Source organism: Microcoleus sp. T3_B1 (genome assembly GCF_036700445.1).
Taxonomy (GTDB): Bacteria; Cyanobacteriota; Cyanobacteriia; order Cyanobacteriales; family Microcoleaceae; genus Microcoleus.
In genome coordinates this window covers 70,332-90,659 of record NZ_JAUBOX010000004.1, presented here as the reverse complement: position 1 = coordinate 90,659, position 20,328 = coordinate 70,332, and the positions used below count along the sequence as shown (strand labels likewise).

Sequence of the window (20,328 nt, the reverse complement as noted above, 5' to 3'; positions counted from 1 at the left end):
CTCTGCCACAATGGCAACAGCGTTTTACTATCTAGCTGCTGCCCCTCCGGCTTCAGCACAAGCAAATGTGTGTGGGCCTGGAAATTATTCTAGTGCCTGTCTCCCCAGCCGGGCATCAACACCCCCCAGCCGGGCATCAACACCCTCCGGGCAGACATCAACACCAACGGCACCCACCCCGCAGGCGACCCAGCCGAGTTTGTCCCAAATATACAGCACACCTTTGAGAAACGCATCATCAACTGCTATTCCTGAACCGGGTACTGCGATCGCAGTCCTACTGACAGGTGCAGGAATGATCTGTTCGTGCAGAAAGCGAAACAAGCAGGTTGGTCCGCAGCGCTAGGCAGGCTGATGGCCAACCTGTTTGCCTTCAAAAAGTCTCCGTTTTTTTTAGCGTGAGTATTTGTTTACTTAAATTTATATAAAAAATAACTTGACACCTAGCTTGTGCGCTGCAAATAGAGCCGGATGTTGAAGGAAGAAAGCTATAGCGACTTCAGTCAGGGTAAAAATAAGGAAGAAGGCAAATGCACTTCCCGGCAAGGATTTCAGCAATGAATAACCTCCGGTGCAACAGATAAGGTTGCTATATATAATAAAAATTAAAATATAAAAATTAAAATAAGATTGGTTAAGATTAATCCTTCGCAGAGTTTTTGATAGCCTACCGTAGAATAAGGGTTTCAAGGGTCCTAGGCAAGTTTGCTACCAACGAAAAATCGAGGGTTTCAGCCTAGGAACTAAAAACATTCCGCACTATGGTTAAGATTACAATTAAAAAATATTGTTATTGCTTGAGCGTCCCATGACCCCTAAAGTAGAAATTTACACTTGGAGAACCTGCCCGTTTTGCATTCGTGCCAAAGCACTGCTGAAACGAAAAGGGGTTGATTTTACAGAGTACGCGATCGACGGAGATGAAGCGGCACGAGCTCAAATGAGCGATCGAGCCAACGGAGGCCGCACCCTGCCACAAATATTCATTAACGACCAACACATAGGTGGCTGCGACGAAATGCACAAACTAGATGCTCTAGGCCAGCTAGACCCCCTGCTAGCAGCAAAATGAGGCGTTCACTGTCGAATTTTCCGTTAGCCCAAATTTTCCTGCGACCAATTCTTAATTTTAAGTGACAATGAAATTTGCATTCATCATCGATCCCCTCGCGCGACTAATTCCAGGACACGATACCAGCGTAGCGCTGATGGAGGCAGCTCAAGAGTTGGGTCACGAAGTGTGGGCGACTCAAGCCAACGAACTAAGCGTCATCGGCGGCAAAACCTGGGCAATGCTCAGTCGGGTAGCCCTCACCCCAGTAAAAGTGGTAGAGGGACGCTGGGAGGCGGCTGAGGCTTGGTACCAGGTAGAACATCCTACTTTGCAGCCTCTGGAAGCAATGGACGCAGTATTTATGCGGACAGACCCCCCAGTCAACATTCCTTACCTCTACGCTACTTACCTTCTAGATGGCATCGATCCGGCTAAAACTTTGGTAGTTAACAGTCCCAAAGGATTGCGGGCGGCGAATGAAAAGATGTATGCTTTGCAATTTGAGGGAGCGATACCCGAAACAATTGTTTCTCAAAACAAGCAGGTAATTCGGCAATTTGTTGAGAAAAAAGGAGCGGCAGTTCTTAAACCCTTGGGCGGCAAAGCTGGCGAGGGGATTTTGTTTTTGGAAGCCGACGATCGCAATCTCAACTCCCTGGTCGAAATTAGCACTCAACAAGGTCAAATTCCAGTGATGGTTCAGACTTATCTGCCGGAAGCAAAAGAGGGAGACAAGCGAATTATACTGTTGGATGGCAAGCCCATCGGTGCTATCAACCGTATTCCCACCGGCAATGAATTTCGAGGCAACATGGCCGTCGGCGGCCGAGTCGCAAAAACCGAAATTACCGATCGCGAACTGCAAATTTGCGCTCAGTTAGAACCCGTGCTGCAACGGGACGGACTGTACTTTGTCGGCATTGATATCATTGGCGGTTATCTCACAGAAGTTAATGTCACCAGCCCTACAGGGATCAGAGAAATTGACTTGTTTGAGGGGGTTAGTTTGGGCAAACAAGTAATTGAATGGGTGGAGAAGGAAGAAGGAAGAAGGAAGAAGGAAGAAGGATGAGGGAAGAAGGAAAGCACGACACAGATTAGGACACGGATACACGGATTAATTATCGAGCGTCAGGCGGATGTTGAAGTCATTAGTTATTTGTTATAGCCTTTCTCATTAACATGAGGTGCTCTCGCGGGCATAGGGCATAGGGCATAGGGCATAGGCATAGGACTCGCCCCCATACCTCACTTTTTTGAGAACCGCTATAGTTGCTACTAATGCCCAATGCCCAATGCCCGATGCCCAATGCCCAATGCCCCATTCCCTATTCCCCAATATTAAATTATGTCAAAAATTGGCGTTGCAGTAGTCGGTACCGGTTTCGGTCAAAAAGTACACCTTCCCGGATTCCAGGCCCATCACCGGACAGAGGTTGTGGCTGTTTACCACCGGAATTTAGACAAAGCAAAGGATCTCGCCTCTACCCACAATATCCCCTACGCTTGCGACTCGATCGCCGATATAGTAGCCATCCCAGAAGTGGCGGGCGTCAGCATTTCCACACCGCCGTTTTTGCATTTTGAAATGGCAAAAACCGTCTTGGAAGCAGGCAAGCATTTATTATTAGAAAAACCCACAGCCCTGACAGCAAATGAAGCCAGGGAACTTTACCGATTGGCAAACAACGAATCTCAAACCGAGCTTAAAAATGGTGGTTCGAGAGCAATTGCCACAATGGACTTTGAGTTTCGCTTCATCCCCGCATGGCAAATGCTAGCAGAATTATTGGCAGCAGAATATGTGGGAGAAAAGCGTTTAATTAAGATTGATTGGCTGGTGTCGAGCCGCGCTGATGCCAGTCGCCCCTGGAATTGGTACGCGCAGAAAGAGCGAGGCGGCGGAGTTCTGGGCGCGACAGGTTCTCACGTTTTTGATTATATTAGCTGGCTGTTCGGCCCGCCCCAAAGGCTTTCTGGGCAATTAATTACAGGAATTTCGCGGCGGCCAGATCCGAATGATTCGGGAAATTTAAAATTAGTTGATGCAGATGATTCTTGCACGTTGATGTTGGAATTAGCCGGGGGAACGCCTTGTCAAGTTTGTTTGAGTTCTGTTACTTATCAAGGGCGGGGACACTGGGTGGAAATATACGGGAGTAAGGGTACGTTGGTGTTAGGAAGCGACAACCAGCAAGATTACGTCCACGGATTTCGCTTGTGGGGTTCCCAAGGTGGAGAACCTTTAGCTGAAATCAAAATTCCTCAAAGATTGGAGTTTCCTCAAGTTTATCCAGACGGGAGAATTGCACCGTTTATTCGAGTAGTAGATAGGTGGGTTGAAGCAATAGATGCCGGTAAATCCTTGATACCCTCCCTCAGAGAAGGGGTTTACTCGCAGTTGTTGATGGATTTGACCCAGGAGTCGAATGCTACGGGAACTTGGGTAGATTTACCGAGTATAGATAAATTTTTGGGCACTAAGTAAAAGTAAAAACTGCCAAAGCAATCTCACGCACTCGATCGCACCCCAAACCCGATAAACTACAAATAGAGAAACTCAATCCCACCCTATATCCAGAGTCGGTAGTTGTCAGTAACTCAGGGCTAAAGCCACTGAGCTTGTAAGAGCGATCGAGCAAGCTGTACTGACCAGCCTAAGCCTTAACTGGCTACGTTATTTAGGTCACGACACCCTGGGATGCGAAGCTAGTCCCTTGCTCTGTCGCTAGTAGTTAAACAGCCTTAAAGTCACTGAGGCAGTGCTGCCAGCCTAACAAGCCTCTATAACATTGGCGAAGCTAACATTACCCCGCAAGGGAGATCGAGGCAACCATACCTCACCAGAGGGGCAACCATACCCCTCTACCCCGCAAGGGGATTCAAAGCGATTGAAATCGCCGGGTCGTTTTCCTCTCAGGACTAAAGTCTCTGAGCTTCCCACTTACCGAGCTTTTTTGTGAATGGCGCGCCCTGAAAGTCCTTGCCTCAGTATAGCGATCGCTCGCCTGAGAACCGCTGGGGCAAACCATTTTGCCACTTGGGTTCTACAAGCTCCCTATCCTAGCGGGTACGTTCACCACGACTGTATGTGGCCCGATACCCTCTCCCAATCATGGAAAGCTTGGCAGGAAATGTTTTCGCCCTCCGGGACAATTCACGAATTGCCCCTAAATCCTGATGGCAGTTTCGTCTCGCCAGAAAACAACCAGAATATACTGGCAGAAACTGAACAACGAACACCGACGCCCTCTGTGCCGCTCCACCTCGGTCAACAGGGGTGGGGCGACAAGGGGGATCAGCATCCGCCTCGGCCACCGGCAAGCTACAGCAGTCGCCTGATGCAGCATTTGGGGATTAATCTTTGGCAGTGGCTGTTTGAAGGGCCGATTCAGGGTAGTCTCCAGGAAAGTAAAGGTATTGCGATCGGGCAAAATCTACCCCTGCGAGTGCGCGTAGACTTGCGCGAACCGTATTTAATTGCTTTGCCTTGGGAAATTATGCAGCCTCAAGCCGGTCAACCGGCAATTTCTTTGTCGCAGCAACTGCTTTTCAGTCGCACTACCAGCAATGTTGAACCTTTGCCACCCCTGCATCCTGCAGAGTCGCTCAACATTTTGCTAGTTTTGGGACAAGCAGAACCCGGCCGCGGTGCTAATTCTCAATTTTCCAGCAGCAATAACCGTCATTTGCAGTTGGAAGCAGAAGCACTCGCCCTAGCTGGGGTTCTCGAAAGCGCTTTTCAAACCGACGACAACGGCAAATATTCTGACATCAGCGTTCCGAGTCGCGTCGATACTCTGATCGAACCTACTGCGGCGGAACTAATTTCTCGGCTGGAAACGCAAGCTTACAACATTCTGTTCTACGCCGGCCACGGGATACCGGGCCCCGACGGCGGTTTGCTGTTTTTGGGGCCGGAAACCGCGATTAATGGCACTGAACTGGCTCAGGTTTTAGTTCGGTGCCGCGTGACGCTGGCGGTGTTTAATGCCTGCTGGGGAGCTCAGCCGGCGGTGGAGAGGCTGCACTCAACTAACGGCCAGCAACAGGCGATCGCCCGCAGCAGTTTGGCTGAGGTACTGATCCATCACGGGGTGCCGGCGGTGTTGGGGATGCGGGACTCGATCGCCGATCGCGAGGCCCTGAGTTTTATCCAAACTTTTGCCCAAGCTTTGGCCGGTCGGATGTCGATCGATCGGGCAGTCGCCGTCGCCAGACAGCAGTTACTGACGCTCTACAAGTTCAATCAACCGGCTTGGACGCTGCCTGTGCTGTATATGCACCCTGAGTTTGACGGTCAGCTAACTGAGCCGGTAGATGACCTAAAAACTGAGTTGCCTTTAAATTCTTCTACTTGGCTGGGACGGTTGCCGTCTTGTGCTTATTTGCGGGGGCGCGATCGACCAAATGCCAAATCCACCGAATCGAGCAATCAGGTTTGGCCGATTCGCGCAGGTATGGTTCGAGTCGGACGCTGGGAAGAAAACGACGTAGTGATTCGAGAACAGTGGGTTTCTCAAAAACACGCCGAGATTTTCTGCCGAAACACTATCGGAGATAGCCGGGAAGAACCTAGCTACTTCCTGCGCGATTTTTCTCGCTACGGGACTCTAGTTTTGGGATCTGAGGGATGGCAGAGAGTTCACCACCAAGAATTGCTGCTACGCAGCGGGACTCAGCTAAAATTTGGCAGTTCTCAAGGTCAGATTTTTGAGTTCACTATTGAGGTTCCTAAAACTTCGGGGTACAGTGAGACGGATTGCGGAACGAATTAAGGTGCGGGTGTAGCTAATGAAGACAAGCGGCTACTGGCACAGCAAAGTTCTGGGCGTTGAGTGTCCAGTCTCAATTTAAAAGAGTTACTCACCACTGATAGCTCGCAACGAGCTCTTGGCACAGTCCCCCCTTCTGTCTTTTCCTTCTCCCACTTAGGTATTACATCATGGCTACCCAATCTGCTGATTCTGAATATTTTCGCGATTCTCAAACTCAGGCCCAGATGGAACTTCTCGCCACAATTGTTCAGACTGATGTTGCTTACCCCTGGAATCCTGCACAGCTTGAATCCGAATCTTATTTAACTGCCCTAGAGCAGGAATTTGCGCTATCTGATTCATTCAGCGACAGCGATATTGCCCTGAAGTCGCAAGTTTTATTCTCGCAATTAGAACAAGTTTGGCTGACGACTGCTCTGCAAAAGTCTTTGCGCGAGAAATTTGCTCGCGTGCCTCAAGATTTTCTGGCCAGCATCGCTCAAAGCGTACAAAACGCAACTGTTAAGTGTCAATCTTTAGCTGACCAAATGGTAGAGTGCGTCTTAGAGATTTTGCCTCAGTGGGCTGAGGAAGATTTGCAGGTGTTGGCACGTCCTTTGGCTTATGCGATGCGAGATGTTGATTCGGAGGGGGGGGAATTGGTCATGGCAACTAAAAGACCTTGGGCCCAATTGTCGGAAATAGAACAAGCCAGAGTTAGTTTGGCTGTCGCCCGCTATGCAATCTCGCAATTAGAAATTGCTGATTAGTTTTTTGATGGCTTTGTTTTTGTGCTGCGAGCGCGGTAATTTTTTTAAATTAATATAAAATTTATCTACCTTTAGTTAGATGTCAAATTCATCTAATTGCTAAATCCTAGGGATTGCTATAGTTTGATATAGCAATCCTATTTGATTTGTAGAGTAGCACCAATCCGTAGTATTTCGGCGTAATCCGAGGTATTGCAGCTACTCCAGACCACTCAAAGCGAGTAATCGTTATCTCTAAGCGTTTAAGTTCACACCTTGGGATTCGCTAGTTCCAAGCTCTGTAAGTAGATTGTTAAACATCCGAGATTGGTTAGAGGAAGTGCAATCTGCATAGTACCGAGAAGATAACAGGGTTGAAGCAAACTTTACTTTTAGGAAACAACGCCAAAATGTTGAAACCCAATTTCGTTTTTGTAATTGATGCTAAAAAGAAACCGCTTACACCGTGTAAGCCTTCTATGGCGAGACGTTTATTATCGATGGGTAGAGCATCTGTTTTTAGAAAATATCCGTTCAGCATCATTCTCAAAAAAGAGGTTGCAGATATTCCTAAACCCGTCACAATTAAACTAGACCCCGGTTCTAAAACCACAGGGATTGCTCTTGTTCAAAACGACAAAGTAATCTTTGGTGCTGAGTTGACTCATCGCGGTCAAGCCATCAAAGCATCTTTAGAATCCCGTCGTTCTCTACGTCGGGGGAGGCGTTATCGTCACACTCGCTATCGGCAAGCACGGTTTCTCAATCGCACCCGCCCTTCAGGTTGGTTGCCTCCAAGTTGGCAGCATCGCGTAGAAACTACTTTGACATGGGTGAATAAATTAATCAAATTTGCACCCATCAGTGAGATCGTTCAGGAGCTTGTCAGATTTGATTTACAACAACTTGAAAACCCAGAAATCTCAGGCATTCAGTATCAGCAAGGCATTTTATGTGGGTACGAAATCCGCGAGTATTTATTGAATAAATGGAACAGGAAATGCGCTTACTGCGACGTGACTGACACACCATTGCAAGTCGAACACATCCAGCCCAAAGCAAAAGGTGGCACAAATCGGCTCTCCAATCTGTGCCTGGCTTGCGAGAAATGCAATCTCAAAAAAGGGACTCAGGAGACCCGCGTTTTCTTAGCCAAAAAGCCAGATGTTCTGCGATCGGTTCTAGCTCAAGCAAAGCGCCCCTTAAAAGACGCGGCTGCGGTCAACTCAACCCGATGGGCATTGTTCAACCGACTCAAAGAAACGGGTATTCCTGTCTCGGAGGGTTCGGGTGGTCTGACCAAGTACAACCGCACTCGACTTAGCCTGCCTAAAACTCACTGGTTAGATGCGGCTTGTGTGGGTCAGATTGATTCCTTGGAGATGCTCGCCTTACAGCCCTTGCTGATTAAATCAACAGGACAAGGGAATCGACAGTCCACTAGAAACGATAAATACGGTTTTCCTTGTGCCAAGCCTAGACAGTCTTTTACTCATTGTAGGACTGGTGATATTGTTGCCATTCAGCTTCTAGAAGACCGCAAGCGATTCCAATCAGGACTTTACGTTGGACGGGTCAAGACTCCAACAGATAAAGGTGTTGAGATCAAGATCGGTAATTTTCGACTAAGTACAAAAGATCTGAGCAACGTCAAATTCTTGCACAAACAAGATGGCTATCAATATGCGTCAATCAACTCCGCTTTACTCCAATAAAGGCGTTTCTAGTAATTAGACAAGATATAGCCTTTCTCTGTAACATGAGGTGCACGCTTGATAAGCGGGCATAGGCCTCCGTGGGCATAGGCCTCCGTGGGCATACCTCACCAAGATTGAGAACTGGTGTAATTTTTTTTGAACTATAGCAAGCGCGCCCGACGTTTATGACTGAGATGTGGCAGAATTTTTAGTAAGATTTTTATGGGCGGCGTCGCAGAAACGGCCCCCAAGAAATATTTTTTATTATGGAACAGGCCGGAAAGCCTGTTACGGACATTGCTGAAATCCTTGCCGAATATTGCTTCTGACCGAAAGCATCCAGGATACAAGCCCCCCAATTTATCCGGGGGGTCAATGCTTCAATTCTTTAATCTAAAATCTAAAATCTAAAATCGATTGACTTCTCTCCTCGGTAACTAAAGCCTTCTTCCTTCTTCCTTCTGCTATATTTGGCCAGGTTTGGACTCGCTAAGCAGTTTGGCAACAGCAAGCAAGATGAATTATCATACAAGGGTCAGAATGTTAAAAAATGTAAAAATAGTAATTGGGGTGTGTCGGAATTTTCAACTGAATTAAAAAGTGGACAGCAGGAAACCCTTACTGTTGCAGGCACGATCGGGACTTTAAAATTATTTTATGACAACTTCAAGATTTGATTTTCAAGACTTGAAACGCCGCTTTGGGCGGATTTCGCGGGTGCCGGCGGCAACGCTAGTCGTGTTGGGTGCGGTTGCTTTCGCAGGTGCGATCGCCGGGGCCTGGTTTGCCGGTGAAGGTACAGTCAGCGGTATTTTTGCCACAATCAACATTTGGCAGCAAAACCCGCCTGTGTGGCTGCAAGTGCCTGCTACGAGCAAGATGTATTTGTTAGTGCCGACTTTTGTGCTGGTTTCGGCGGCTTTAGCTGCAATTAAAATTTCGCCTCAACCGCAGAAATGGTCGCGCGCTGTGGTAGTTGCAATAATTCTAGCTTTAACCATTCGCTACGTTTTATGGCGATCGCTCGCTACTCTAAATTTAACCGATCCCCTCAACGGTATCTTTAGTTTAGGGCTGTTTTTCCTAGAAATGCTACTGGTTTTCAACACCAGTATTCAAATGTATTTAATGCTGAGAATGAAAGATCGGCGTCGAGAAGCCGATCGCATGGCAGTTGCAGTTGAAGCTGGAAACTTCACCCCACCCGTAGATATTTTTATCCCAACTTACAACGAACCGGCTTTTATTTTACGGCGCACTGTAATCGGCTGTCAAGCTTTAGATTATCCCAACAAAAAAGTATATTTGCTCGACGATACCAAGCGGCATGAAATCAAGTTGCTGGCCAAAGAACTGGGATGCGAGTATATAACCAGACCCGATAATATTCACGCCAAAGCTGGAAACATTAATCATGCCACACCCCTAACTAATGGAGAACTAATTGTAGTTTTCGATGCAGATTTTATTCCCACTAAAAACTTTTTAACTCGAACAGTTGGATTTTTTCAAAATCCCGAAATCGCCCTCGTTCAAACACCGCAAAGCTTTTACAACCACGACCCCATCTCCCGTAATTTAGGTTTAGAAAATGTGATCGCGCCGGAAGAAGAAATTTTTTACAGGCAAATTGAAATCATCAAAGACAGCGCCGACAGCGTGGTTTGTTGCGGTACATCTTTTGTAGTTAGGCGGAGTGCTTTAGAAACAGCGGGAGGCTTGGTCACAGATTCAATCTGCGAAGATTATTTTACCGGAATTCGGCTGTCAGCAACCGGATATCGCTTAGTTTATTTAGATGAAAAATTGAGTGCGGGTTTGGCGGCTGAAAATATAGAGGCTCATCTAAATCAAAGGCTACGCTGGGCGCGAGGCACGCTTCAGGCATTTTTTATTGATTCCAATCCTTTAACAATTCGCGGTCTTACATTCGTACAGAGGCTATCTCATTTGGAAGGATTGGTGCACTGGTTTACCAGTTTAACCAAGGTTTTATATCTGTTGATACCTTTAGCTTATTCATTTCTCGGCATAATTCCTTTGCGGGCAAGTGCGCGGGAATTGCTGTACTTTTTCCTGCCTTACTATTTGGTGCAACTGACTGTGTTTTCTTGGCTGAACCGCAGATCGGGCTCGGCTTTGCTTTCGGATATTTATTCGTTCGTGCAGTGTATTCCTTTAGCGGTGACGGTGGTGAGTTCCATGCTGAAACCCTTTGGGAAAGGGTTTCAGGTGACGCCAAAAGGAATGGCGAGCGATCGCTTTAATTTTAACTGGAATTTGGGATGGCCTTTGATTGTCTTGTTCGCAGCTACAGCATTCAGTTTATGGCACAATTTAAACATTAATTTAGTGAAAAATGTAGGCACCGTACAGTCAATATCAGAAAGTGCACATTTGTTGTTGTCAAAAGGAATGAGTTTGGGATGGGTTTGGAGCGCGTACAACCTGCTGATGATCGGGATTGCCTTACTAATTTTGGTGGATATTCCTAAGCCGGACATTTACGAATGGTTCAATTTACGCAGGGTGGTACAATTAAATATTGGCGGTAAAAGTTTTTGGGGTATAACTACTGTAATTTCGGAAAGTGGCGCTGAAGTTGCTCTGACGCAGTGGCCAAGTTTTGCGGTGAAAGGTAAAGGTAGTAAAGAGAGTTTGACCCCAGCAGAGATTTTGCCAAAATATGCCGTTCAGACAAGTTTATTGCAGGGTAAAATAAAAGCGCTCTCTCGCAGTGCGGCAGTCAAAGCAAGGAGATCCGTAGCGCCCTCTGTTGTTGAGTTGGGCACTGAGCGTCCTTTGGCCCAAGGTTTGATTGATTGCGATTCGGCGACTATGAAAATTATGGAAGAAAACTGTTTTATTCCTGTGGCTAAGATTGAGTTGGTGAGCGATAAATCTCAGTTGGAGTCAAGTTTTCGGGATGGAAAAGACGGCAGTTTTGCGGAATTTCCCACTGTGCGAATTGCGTTCGATCGCCTGAACATTAGCCAGCACCGCTGTTTGATCGAAATGCTGTACTGTCGGCCCGGCCAGTGGCAGCGGCAGGAAACTCCCGGAGAATGGCGATCGCTGTGGCTGTTGTTGAGAATTGCTTTGAAACCGAGGGCTGTTTTTGAGAGGAATAGGGCAGTTAGGCCGATCGGAGTTTCGCAACTGTAGATCGAGTTTCCCTCCCGGGCGGGTTTCACCAAACATTTATCACGACAACAAACAATCCCATCAAGCCGCCCCCGCCCAGGAACAATGGTAGATTTTATAGCAACCGCCAAGACGGTTAGGACGTTTTTAATGGCTGACACGATTGATTTTATTGCTTCTTCCTTCTTCCTTCTTCCTTCTTCCTTTTTCCTTCTTCCTTCGGCTATACATAGACAAATGACCAGAACTTGTTTTTTAATTAATCGGCACAAACTCGTAACCGTAACTGGTGCGATTTCCGGGTTTAACAGTTACTAATTGAACTGCTCGATTGCGATCGCCCGAAGGTAAAAACCGAATCGGGCCCGATGCTCCATTTGCGGAAAAATCTGACGCCGATAAAGTTTGTTGAATGCCTGTACGAGTCGGATTGCGCCCTAAACCAACAATTAACGCGATCGCCGCGTCGTAGGCTAAAGCTGTGCGCCAACTTACTTCAGCATTCCACAGTTGTTTGGATGTTTGGGGAAAGTTTGACTGCGGATCTGCGAGAATATGCCAAGGAATCGCCAGCACCATATCTGTTGCTCCCGCGCCACCGATTTGCAGGATTTTAGCAGTATAAACGTCGTCTCCTGCGAGTAACGGCAGGCGTTTGGCGTTTACTTGCACTACTTGCAAAGCTTGGTCGAGCGTGGCGGTATTGGCTGCTAACACAATCACTTCTGCTCCCTGGGCGATCGCGCTTTTAAAGCTCTCGGCCGCATTAAAATTGCCCTTAGCCAAGTCAAATTCCGATACTACTTGTCCGCCATCTCCGTAAAGAGCAGTAGTGAATTCACTTTTTAAAGATTTGCTATAATTGCTAGCAGAATTGAAAAATACAGCAGCTTTTTTCTTTTGCAATTTTGTCAGCATATAGCGGGAAATAGCATTAGCCGCAAACCGATCGCTCGGCACTGTCCGAAATATATTGTTGCCAACTCCTGAAAGCTGCACCGACGTACTTGTGGGAGAAATTGCTACTAATTGTTTTTGCTGGTAAATCTGGCTGGCTGCTAGCGTTGCGTCAGAACTAAAATGCCCGATCACTCCTAAAACTTCAGAGTTATTTGCGATCGCGCTGGCAATTTGCGAGGCAATTTCTGGGTTGTTGTCGTCGTTAGCAATTAGCACTTTTAATGGAGTACCGCTAATGCCGCCGCTTTGGTTGATTTCATTTTGAGCTTGAGCGACGCCCCGCAGAATTTCTTGAGCACCATTGATATCGGCGCCAATGGGAACTGCGGCGGCAATTGTGTAGGATTTTTGAGATCCGATGCGGGCGTTGTTGAGGTAAATTAGTGCTTCGGGATCGTTGCGATTGGTTTTCAGCGAAGCTTGTAAGTCGGAAAGAGCTGCGTTATAGTTGCCAGATGCGATCGCCTGTACTGCTGCTTGTTTGGTTGTTGTGGCTTGCTCTGGAATTAACACTTTTTGTCCGGCACTCAGACGCTGCCCAATTGCCTGCTCTGATTGCGGGGAATTCCCCGTCGGAGACTTGGGAAATGTCTGATTTTGGGGTGATAAACCTCCGAGATTGATGCCGCCTCGGCTTGTCAGCCACCAAATACCTGCACCGGCTAGCCCGATCGTAATTAGGAGCGATAATACCAGAACAACGGTTTCATTTTTTTGGGACATGGCGGCAGAATTTTAGATTTTAGGTTTTAGATTCAACGACTTAGGAAGTTCGGTCACGAGCAATGTACGGGATGTAACGCATTTAATAACAAGTTTTCCTTCTTTTAATAATTTATGTAGCAATTATTCTAATTGTGCTACTGGAGATAGATGATTTTTGGCTGACATATACATATATTTTAGCGCTTGGTAATTTATTTCAACTTGATCTTCTACAAATCTAACTGCGTAGCAGCTTTGAGCCAGTGACGTTGACTGTGATACCTGCGGATTGTCCCGTCTCTGAGGGTTTCGCTTCTTCGCCGTATTTGGCGCTGCTGGGGGTGGGAGGCATTTCTGGTGTGATTTCTGGTGCTGTTTCAGCTACCGTGTCTCCTGAGTCTGCCATCGGGGGCAGGGCGGTTTCATTCTCACGAAAATCGCGTTTTTGACTCTTGTAGTGCCAAGAATGCCTACCCCCCCACAGACAACTTCACAGGCGTTTGAGACATGGGGGCAGCCACGGGCGGCAGCCACGGGGGGCAGCCCCTACAAGAGAATGAAACAGCCCTGCGATCGGCGGGGGTGCGATCGCGGTGTTGTACAATTTGAGGATGATTCTTGTGGGGAGTTAAGGGTTAGCGTCCCGCCTGGTGTGAAAATACACGCCTTCGGGCGAAGAGATCCCATCCCACAAAACAATCAAAATCATCCCGCTATTATGCAACGCCATAAATAGGGCTGTGGCGATTGCGATCATTACGTTAAAAAAGCCTCTACCATCGGTGCTTATTCTGAGGCTTGCTGTGGCATCAGGTGGTTGTTTTGACCGTACCACAAGCTGATTGCTGCGAGCTATGCAGCCAACTAGGGCCACCAGCGAACCCGGTATTTTCCCTGTTTCTTTTTCCATCCTTGAGCTGCTTGCTCGCGGTTATGACGCCTGGAGTAAAGAGTGGCTGGCTTATAGCTTGCTTAACTTGTTGACTGCCCTTTTATTTGCGGTCATACTTCCTACTAAGGTAGAACAATCAGCTACATTTAGTTTGTTGCGAATCCTACTTTATAGGTTTTTTTATGTTGTTTAGCTTTTTGTAAACATTTTTGAGCGGTTCATATCACAATTTTTTAATAAATTCTTTTTCTTAATTATATCTTTATTTTTTCGCCCAACCTAGACAGTGGGGGAGTTTTTAATTATCCAGGAGCGGGGAAAGATTAAAGTTTTTTTAAGTTTGACAAAATAAAGGACATCTTTTGTAATATAAAGAAGAAAGTTGAAAAAAATATAAAGACAAACTAATTGGATAAAAGTGTCGCTAAGGTAGTAAAAATGACGGTTGGTCAGAGAAAAAGAGTGTTAAGCTAGGCTAAGCTCAGCCAAAGCAAAACCTCGATATTTAATTAAGTTCGATCGATACCAAAGGCTAAGGTAAAGTTCATGGCAAACTCAGTTTTAAATCAGCCAAACGCAGCAGCAGGAGTGCAGTGGCAGCCAAAAGATATTATCCGCAGCCTAGTGTGGAAAATTGCGATCGCAACCTGGCTGTTAATGGCTGTAGGCAGCGCCACGCGAGTGATGAATGCGGGGCTCGCTTGCCCCGACTGGCCGCTGTGCTACGGTCAATTAATACCTGCAGCGCAAATGAATTTGCAGGTATTTCTGGAATGGTTTCACCGGTTGGACGCTGCGGCAATTGGCTTAAGCGCGATCGCACTTTTAGGACTATCTTTGTTTTACCGCAGCCGCCTGCCAAAATGGCTGCCTTGGGCGAGCGCCGGAGCAGTATTTTTAATCGTTTTTCAGGGCGTATTGGGCGGCTTGACAGTAACACAACTGCTGAGATTTGACATCGTTACCGCTCACTTGGGAACAGCTTTACTATTTTTTGGCGCCCTGCTAGTCATCGGTTTCATGCTGACTCCCTACGAAGCTACAGGAAATGTCGGCAAATTAGCTTGGGTAAGTTCGATCGCAGCATTGTTAGTTTACCTGCAAAGTTTGTTAGGAGCATTAGTAGGCTCTAGATGGGCTCTGCACCAATGTTTGGACTCCTCAGAATTGTGCTCGGTAATGAACAGCCACATCGCCGGTATCGTACCAGCTACAGCAGCGACTTTAGCCGTAGCAGTGATGGCTTGGCGGCAGCCTGCACTGAGTCCAAATTTGCGAAAACTGGCTAATTGGGCGAGTGTTTGTCTAATTGCTCAATTAGTTCTGGGATTAGCAACTTTCCGGCTGCACCTTCAGGTAGAACCGCTGACAGTGGCCCACCAAGCAGTCGGTGCTGCTTTGCTGGGAACCCTGATAGCTTTTAGTGTTTTAGCTTGGCGCGATCGAGTTTTATCAGCTTGAGAGTAATATCATGTCCGGTAGCATCGTTATTATATAGTGCAAGGTCTTGTAGGGGCGGGTTCACCATGATTCTCGATCTAAAAGCCAACAGTTTCATAAACCCGCCCCGCCCATACAAGCACGAATCAACCGGACACTCTCTAAAAGGCAGATTTATCTATTCCTTGAGTAAGAGGGGCCTGATTTATCCCTCGGTGGGGGCGGGTTTATTAATCCTTGTAGCTACAGTAAATATTTGTCGTAAAACCCGCCCCTACAAACCAATGACTGACAACTAACAACTAACAACTAATAACCGATGCAAGAAGTTCTTACCAACGACAGCCCCCGCCTCCACGAAAACTTTTCGCAAGTCGTGAAAAGTTACTATCAACTAACAAAACCCAGAATTATTTTACTGCTGCTAATCACCACATCAGCAGGAATGTGGATGGCAGCCAAAGGAGAAGTAGACCCGCTATTGCTGGTGTCAACTATTACCGGAGGCGCTTTAGCTTCTGCGTCGGCGAATACGATTAATTGTGTCTACGACAGCGACATCGATTATATTATGGAGCGCACCCGGTGGCGGCCAATTCCTTCCGGGCGTGTCAAGAAGCGGGATGCTTTGATATTTGCGATCGCCCTAGCTACAATATCCTTTACATTGCTGACAGTTGTTGCCAACTTATTAGCGGCATTGCTAGCGATGTCAGGCATCCTTTTCTATGTCCTAATTTACACCCACTGGCTGAAGCGCCACAGCGTGCAAAACATCGTTATTGGCGGTGCAGCAGGGGCGATTCCGCCGCTAGTTGGGTGGGCTGCGGTTACGGGAGATTTGAGTTGGGGTGCGTGGCTGCTGTTTGGGATTATATTCCTGTGGACACCGCCGCATTTTTGGGCATTAGCAATGATGATTCGCGATGAATACAAGGAAGTAGGCGTCCCGATGTTACCTGTAATTGAGGGCGACGAAGAGACAGCCCGCCAAATTTGGATTTACACGCTATTGATGATTCCTGCAACTTTCCTGCTAGTTTATCCCCTGCATTTAGCGGGCGCGGTGTATGCGGGAACAGCTATTTTCCTGGGTGCTATTTTTGCCCAAAAAGCTTGGTTGCTGTTGCAGACTCCAGAGGATAAGATTGTTGCGCGATCGCTCTTTAAATACTCTATTCTGTACCTGATGCTATTGTGCGCCGGAATAGTGGTTGACAGTTTGCCTGTGACTCATAATTTGACTACTGCTGTTGTACAAAATGTGCAAACTTTGATTAGTGCAGTTGTGATGTAGTCTGCTTTTAGAGCCCAGACTTCTTGAAGAAGTCGGGGCTCTGAGTATTTAGCTATTTTTTAAGTATTTACTCAAAAACTCTAACTGGTTAACCATTTCCTCTGCTGTCTTATTAGCAGTTAGTTCCATAATAACTCTAACTTGCTCGCCCACGGAATAGTCTTGTGAGATCAGCGCAATGCCAGCATGAGATTCCTCTCTGCCAAGGAACTCAGTATGTAACTGACAGAAATCTCCAATATTGTGACTGTACAAAACTCTGTTTTGAGTGGCAGCTAGCCGAAGTTGTTCTTCGTCGATTAATCCTTCTGTTTGAGTTTCGTTAACGGTGGTTACATCGACTTGACGTGCCCGTAATGCCCGTAGTAGGGACTGATCCTGGGAGTCTTCATCTAGGTAAAGCCTAATCTCACTCATGCTTCTTTACCAAAGTTGCTGTACAAAGCTTCAAGACGCTTGGCTTCTGCTGCTTGATGGAGCAAATCAGTTTCAATTTCTGCGGTGTTGGCATGATAGTAAGTTAATGCAGCGTAGACTTCGGCGAGGGTGAGATGAGAAATGCGATCGCAAATCTCTTCAGCATTCAATCCTCGCTTGTACCAGGTTACAATCCGGCGAACGGTAACGCCTTTACCGAGGATGTGGGGACATCCACCATGCAGTCCGGGAGTGCGTGTAATGAGCGTACCAATGTCAATAGATACTGCTGTGGTCATAAACTATGGAAGTTTGAAGGGACTGATTTCTATTACAGCATAGCGATCGCAGAATTATATCGCGGTGTGAGTTTGGGGCGATAAATGAAGTAAGCTAGAGACAAAGGTTTTAAATAATTTTAACCCATGCCAGCATCCGTTGCTTATCTGTTTGACCGAATTACAGTGAACCCAAGACAATGTGGCGATCGTCCCTGCATCCGGGGAATGCGGATTCGAGTCATCGATATCCTAGAGTTGCTAGCTGCGGGTGAGCAAATTTTTAAGTTTCTCGAAGAATTGCCAGACTTGGAACTTGAGGATATTAAAGCTGCGCTGTTGTATGCAGTCGGCAAACTCGACCATCCCGTTTTAGCCGCATGACAATTTGGTTGAATTCTCATCGCTCGCCAGCAATTGATGTGTGGATTACTGGCTACCTTTGGTGAAATACATCAGCGATCTGCGGTATTTTTCTCTTCTATTGGGTATTGTACCGCAACTGCGATACAATTATAAGTTCGACTGCTAGATTTTCGTAAACTCGTAATCAGTTGATATATTTCGGGAATGTCTGAAAAAACTCTGCTAAGTGAAATTGTTCATTGTCCCCATGCACGAGAGTGTCAAGAAGATATTTCTGTTGAAAATCCATGTCGTAAAATTGTTGACTCTCAAAATGCAATTGGGTTAGAAAAATTTCAAGTGCCTGAACCTTGGAGTGGACAGATAGAGCAAGCACCCATTCTCTTCCTGAGTTCAAATCCATCAATTGGCTCTGATGAAGATTACCCAACTTGGGATTGGTCATGTAGCGAAGTACACGATTATTTCAATTACCGTTTTGGAGGAGGACGTAAGCACTGGATCGTTGATGGTACAAAATCCTTGCTAAAAGACGGGAAATATAGTCGCTCTACTCGATTTTGGGCAGCGGTTAGACAACGTGCGATTGAGCTACTTCAACGGAACGTTAGTCCAGGCATTGATTATGCGCTTACCGAGATAGTGCATTGTAAGTCTCGTGCCGAAACTGGTGTAGAAGAATCACAGGAGCAATGTGTGGAAGCCTACTTGTTGAGAGTTTTAGAACTAGCAAGAGCAAAAGTGATAGTGGTACTGGGGGCACGCGCAAAGCAAGTGATTCAAAGCCAATTCAATATCTCTACAGCAAATTCAATATCCGAGTTCGTTGAGATAGGGAATCGTGAAAGATTTTTTGCTTTTCTCCCCCATCCAAATGCTCGGACCCACCGTTCTTTTGCTAAGTGTTTACAGGGTGATGAACTTGAAAAGTTACGCGCTTTTTTGCGGTAGCATCAAAATACGGCAAGAGATGCGCGCACTCGAACAACGCCAATGCACCCGACCGTCGAAATCCTGTCGGTGGCAGTCTGAGGTAATTTGCGGCGGGTGATTGGCAACGTTAGACCGCTAAATCTGAGTTGGGTAGTGGCTTGAATGTATCTATCAAATTCCAACCCAAAGGTGAATGTCATGCAAGCTAAACTTCAAGAACAACTTTCTCCTGATGCCGAAGTTATTTTGGGACGTTTGCCAGAACGAATTAAAGCTGCTCTAATTGCGCGTGCTGCGAAAATTGAATATCCGATCGCCATTTCGATCGCCAATTTTCAAGGGCACAGAAGCATTAGGTTTCGTAGATTGCAAACCAGGACGCGGACAATAAAATCGAGAAGTCCCATGCGATGAAGTTTTTGATAAGGTGAAAGCCCGATCGCTAAAATGATGAATAGATGTTGCTGCCAAGATAACCATGACCACCATCACCCTCAACCTCTCTCCCGAACTCGAACACCAGATCCGCACTGAAGCATCTCGACAGGGCGTTGAACCCGATCGCTACATCCTCAACGCCCTGCAAGAACGCCTCCAGCCTAGACTTCCAATTACCCAACCTACTGAAGCCGACTTGCTGCAACAAATTAACATTGGCTTTAGTGCACAAACCTGGGAAGAATACCATGCCCTCATCGCCAAGCGTCATGCCGAAACCCTGACTCCCGATGAACACAAGCAACTGATCCAAATGAGCTCGCGCCTTGAACAACTCAACGTTACCCGCATTCAAGCCTTAATTCAACTCGCAACCTTCCGCAACCAACCTCTGACAGATCTGATGCAAACCCTGGGCTGCCTGCGGGTTCTTCCGTCTATGATAATAAGTAGTTAGAATCAAAAAAATGTATGCCAGTTGTAGCAGTTAAAACTTACATAGAGTATCGGAATGATGCCTATTGGGTTGAAGGAACTCGGATTTCTCTTGACTCGATCGCCTATGCTTTCTGTCAAGGATTATCGCCCGAAACTATTGTTCAGTCTTTCCCACTACTGACACTGGAACAGGTTTATGGGGCAATCGCCTTTTATCTAGCCAACCGCGCTGAAATCGACGCTTACTTAGCCGCCGAAGAAGCTGCATTTGATGCCATGCCTCAACCTCTACAAACCAGCGATCCAGCTTTGTACAACAAACTGATTGCAGCTAAAGCAGCAACACAGCAGGTGCAATCGTGAATGTGCGCTATCAAGCTGATGCTGACTTAAATCAGGCGATCGTCACAGGATTACTGCGACGAGAATCTACAATCGACTTTCAAACTGCTTTTGCTGCTGGGTTAGAAGGCGTTAAAGATTTAGAAGTGCTGGCAATTGCAGCACAGCAAAGACGTGTTCTTGTCAGCCACGATCGCAAAACAATGCCATCGGAATTTTCTGAGTTCATTACTACTAATCAGAGTGCTGGAGTCATTATTGTTTCCCGAAAAATACCGATGGAAGTTGTCATCGAAGAACTACTCTTGATTTGGGCAGCATCTAGTGCAGAGGAATGGGTCGATCGTATTGCTAAGCTACCCCTTTGATGCACACTAAAATGGATATTGAAAGCGTTAAGCTAGAAACAGACAACAGAGAG

Annotated in this window: 21 protein-coding genes; 15 read left to right on the top strand and 6 right to left on the bottom strand. The window is 46.7% G+C overall.

Annotated elements, in window-relative coordinates; translation table 11 throughout:
* Nucleotides 1–84: 84 nt before the first annotated feature.
* Nucleotides 85–324 carry a hypothetical protein gene (locus QT990_RS03875; RefSeq protein WP_333141248.1) on the bottom strand — a complete coding sequence of 80 codons (240 nt, stop codon included), beginning with the start codon at nt 322–324 and terminating at the stop codon, nt 85–87.
* A 484-nt stretch (nt 325–808) separates the two neighbouring features.
* On the opposite strand from QT990_RS03875, the gene grxC reads away from it, so the two are divergent.
* The 7 genes from grxC (at nt 809) to QT990_RS03840 (ending at nt 11,422) form a co-directional block, all read left to right on the top strand.
* Nucleotides 809–1,072, top strand: a complete 264-nt coding sequence (grxC, locus tag QT990_RS03870) for a glutaredoxin 3 (RefSeq protein ID WP_333106127.1) — start codon at nt 809–811, stop codon at nt 1,070–1,072.
* Between the two features lie 67 nt (nt 1,073–1,139).
* Nucleotides 1,140–2,126: a glutathione synthase gene (gene gshB, locus QT990_RS03865; RefSeq protein ID WP_333408336.1), complete on the top strand. Its 987-nt coding sequence runs from the start codon at nt 1,140–1,142 to the stop codon at nt 2,124–2,126.
* Nucleotides 2,127–2,402: 276 nt separating this feature from the next.
* Nucleotides 2,403–3,542 carry a Gfo/Idh/MocA family oxidoreductase gene (locus QT990_RS03860; protein WP_333408337.1) on the top strand — a complete coding sequence of 380 codons (1,140 nt, stop codon included), beginning with the start codon at nt 2,403–2,405 and terminating at the stop codon, nt 3,540–3,542.
* Between the two features lie 475 nt (nt 3,543–4,017).
* Nucleotides 4,018–5,832: a CHAT domain-containing protein gene (locus QT990_RS03855; RefSeq protein ID WP_333464958.1), complete on the top strand. Its 1,815-nt coding sequence runs from the start codon at nt 4,018–4,020 to the stop codon at nt 5,830–5,832.
* Nucleotides 5,833–5,999: 167 nt separating this feature from the next.
* A complete protein-coding gene (locus tag QT990_RS03850; RefSeq protein WP_333464957.1) occupies nt 6,000–6,581 on the top strand; it encodes a hypothetical protein in 582 nt (193 codons plus the stop codon).
* Between the two features lie 389 nt (nt 6,582–6,970).
* On the top strand, nt 6,971–8,275 hold the full coding sequence (gene iscB / locus QT990_RS03845) for an RNA-guided endonuclease IscB (RefSeq protein ID WP_333309231.1): 1,305 nt from the start codon (nt 6,971–6,973) through the stop codon (nt 8,273–8,275).
* A gap of 639 nt (nt 8,276–8,914) precedes the next feature.
* Nucleotides 8,915–11,422 (top strand): glycosyltransferase, encoded by a 2,508-nt coding sequence (locus QT990_RS03840; protein ID WP_333464956.1) that lies wholly within the window; start codon nt 8,915–8,917, stop codon nt 11,420–11,422.
* A 234-nt stretch (nt 11,423–11,656) separates the two neighbouring features.
* On the opposite strand, the gene QT990_RS03835 is transcribed toward QT990_RS03840, so the two are convergent.
* From QT990_RS03835 to QT990_RS03825, 3 genes are all read right to left on the bottom strand, one after another.
* Complete coding sequence (locus QT990_RS03835; RefSeq protein ID WP_333141264.1) at nt 11,657–13,084, bottom strand: ABC transporter substrate-binding protein; 1,428 nt, start codon at nt 13,082–13,084, stop codon at nt 11,657–11,659.
* Nucleotides 13,085–13,304: 220 nt separating this feature from the next.
* Nucleotides 13,305–13,472, bottom strand: a complete 168-nt coding sequence (locus tag QT990_RS03830; protein ID WP_333141266.1) for a hypothetical protein — start codon at nt 13,470–13,472, stop codon at nt 13,305–13,307.
* Between the two features lie 222 nt (nt 13,473–13,694).
* Nucleotides 13,695–13,976, bottom strand: coding sequence for a hypothetical protein (locus QT990_RS03825; RefSeq protein ID WP_333141268.1), 282 nt, complete (start codon nt 13,974–13,976; stop codon nt 13,695–13,697).
* 528 nt (nt 13,977–14,504) lie between these two features.
* Here QT990_RS03825 and QT990_RS03820 point away from each other — a divergent pair.
* The gene (locus tag QT990_RS03820; RefSeq protein WP_333141270.1) at nt 14,505–15,419 is read left to right on the top strand and encodes a heme A synthase; all 915 of its coding nucleotides are present in this window, start codon (nt 14,505–14,507) and stop codon (nt 15,417–15,419) included.
* A gap of 298 nt (nt 15,420–15,717) precedes the next feature.
* Nucleotides 15,718–16,695 carry a heme o synthase gene (locus QT990_RS03815; protein ID WP_333309235.1) on the top strand — a complete coding sequence of 326 codons (978 nt, stop codon included), beginning with the start codon at nt 15,718–15,720 and terminating at the stop codon, nt 16,693–16,695.
* A gap of 48 nt (nt 16,696–16,743) precedes the next feature.
* On the opposite strand, the gene QT990_RS03810 is transcribed toward QT990_RS03815, so the two are convergent.
* Entirely contained in the window at nt 16,744–17,112 is a 369-nt protein-coding gene (locus tag QT990_RS03810) for a DUF5615 family PIN-like protein (protein ID WP_333309237.1), read from the bottom strand.
* On the bottom strand, nt 17,109–17,411 hold the full coding sequence (locus tag QT990_RS03805; RefSeq protein ID WP_333309239.1) for a DUF433 domain-containing protein: 303 nt from the start codon (nt 17,409–17,411) through the stop codon (nt 17,109–17,111). The genes QT990_RS03810 and QT990_RS03805 overlap by 4 nt, the downstream gene beginning before the upstream one ends.
* 126 nt (nt 17,412–17,537) lie before the next feature.
* On the opposite strand from QT990_RS03805, the gene QT990_RS03800 reads away from it, so the two are divergent.
* The 6 genes from QT990_RS03800 (at nt 17,538) to QT990_RS03775 (ending at nt 20,275) form a co-directional block, all read left to right on the top strand.
* Nucleotides 17,538–17,774, top strand: a complete 237-nt coding sequence (locus QT990_RS03800; RefSeq protein ID WP_333309241.1) for a DUF433 domain-containing protein — start codon at nt 17,538–17,540, stop codon at nt 17,772–17,774.
* 186 nt (nt 17,775–17,960) lie between these two features.
* The gene (locus QT990_RS03795) at nt 17,961–18,707 is read left to right on the top strand and encodes a uracil-DNA glycosylase family protein (RefSeq protein WP_333281832.1); all 747 of its coding nucleotides are present in this window, start codon (nt 17,961–17,963) and stop codon (nt 18,705–18,707) included.
* A 144-nt stretch (nt 18,708–18,851) separates the two neighbouring features.
* Nucleotides 18,852–19,103, top strand: coding sequence for a hypothetical protein (locus QT990_RS03790; RefSeq protein WP_333464955.1), 252 nt, complete (start codon nt 18,852–18,854; stop codon nt 19,101–19,103).
* Nucleotides 19,104–19,167: 64 nt separating this feature from the next.
* Nucleotides 19,168–19,584: a hypothetical protein gene (locus QT990_RS03785; RefSeq protein ID WP_333309246.1), complete on the top strand. Its 417-nt coding sequence runs from the start codon at nt 19,168–19,170 to the stop codon at nt 19,582–19,584.
* A gap of 14 nt (nt 19,585–19,598) precedes the next feature.
* Nucleotides 19,599–19,928, top strand: coding sequence for a DUF433 domain-containing protein (locus QT990_RS03780; protein WP_333141286.1), 330 nt, complete (start codon nt 19,599–19,601; stop codon nt 19,926–19,928).
* A complete protein-coding gene (locus QT990_RS03775) occupies nt 19,925–20,275 on the top strand; it encodes a DUF5615 family PIN-like protein (protein ID WP_333141288.1) in 351 nt (116 codons plus the stop codon). The genes QT990_RS03780 and QT990_RS03775 overlap by 4 nt, the downstream gene beginning before the upstream one ends.
* Nucleotides 20,276–20,328 lie beyond the last annotated feature (53 nt).

Bases quoted from the DNA above. Each gene is read 5' to 3' on its own strand.
- grxC (WP_333106127.1), top strand. From the start codon at position 809: ATGACCCCTAAAGTAGAAATTTACACTTGGAGAACCTGCCCGTTTTGC.
- gshB (WP_333408336.1), top strand. From the start codon at position 1,140: ATGAAATTTGCATTCATCATCGATCCCCTCGCGCGACTAATTCCAGGA.
- QT990_RS03860 (WP_333408337.1), top strand. From the start codon at position 2,403: ATGTCAAAAATTGGCGTTGCAGTAGTCGGTACCGGTTTCGGTCAAAAA.
- QT990_RS03855 (WP_333464958.1), top strand. From the start codon at position 4,018: ATGGCGCGCCCTGAAAGTCCTTGCCTCAGTATAGCGATCGCTCGCCTG.
- QT990_RS03850 (WP_333464957.1), top strand. From the start codon at position 6,000: ATGGCTACCCAATCTGCTGATTCTGAATATTTTCGCGATTCTCAAACT.
- iscB (WP_333309231.1), top strand. From the start codon at position 6,971: ATGTTGAAACCCAATTTCGTTTTTGTAATTGATGCTAAAAAGAAACCG.
- QT990_RS03840 (WP_333464956.1), top strand. From the start codon at position 8,915: ATGACAACTTCAAGATTTGATTTTCAAGACTTGAAACGCCGCTTTGGG.
- QT990_RS03835 (WP_333141264.1), bottom strand. From the start codon at position 13,084: ATGTCCCAAAAAAATGAAACCGTTGTTCTGGTATTATCGCTCCTAATT.
- QT990_RS03830 (WP_333141266.1), bottom strand. From the start codon at position 13,472: ATGGCAGACTCAGGAGACACGGTAGCTGAAACAGCACCAGAAATCACA.
- QT990_RS03825 (WP_333141268.1), bottom strand. From the start codon at position 13,976: ATGGAAAAAGAAACAGGGAAAATACCGGGTTCGCTGGTGGCCCTAGTT.
- QT990_RS03820 (WP_333141270.1), top strand. From the start codon at position 14,505: ATGGCAAACTCAGTTTTAAATCAGCCAAACGCAGCAGCAGGAGTGCAG.
- QT990_RS03815 (WP_333309235.1), top strand. From the start codon at position 15,718: ATGCAAGAAGTTCTTACCAACGACAGCCCCCGCCTCCACGAAAACTTT.
- QT990_RS03810 (WP_333309237.1), bottom strand. From the start codon at position 17,112: ATGAGTGAGATTAGGCTTTACCTAGATGAAGACTCCCAGGATCAGTCC.
- QT990_RS03805 (WP_333309239.1), bottom strand. From the start codon at position 17,411: ATGACCACAGCAGTATCTATTGACATTGGTACGCTCATTACACGCACT.
- QT990_RS03800 (WP_333309241.1), top strand. From the start codon at position 17,538: ATGCCAGCATCCGTTGCTTATCTGTTTGACCGAATTACAGTGAACCCA.
- QT990_RS03795 (WP_333281832.1), top strand. From the start codon at position 17,961: ATGTCTGAAAAAACTCTGCTAAGTGAAATTGTTCATTGTCCCCATGCA.
- QT990_RS03790 (WP_333464955.1), top strand. From the start codon at position 18,852: ATGTATCTATCAAATTCCAACCCAAAGGTGAATGTCATGCAAGCTAAA.
- QT990_RS03785 (WP_333309246.1), top strand. From the start codon at position 19,168: ATGACCACCATCACCCTCAACCTCTCTCCCGAACTCGAACACCAGATC.
- QT990_RS03780 (WP_333141286.1), top strand. From the start codon at position 19,599: ATGCCAGTTGTAGCAGTTAAAACTTACATAGAGTATCGGAATGATGCC.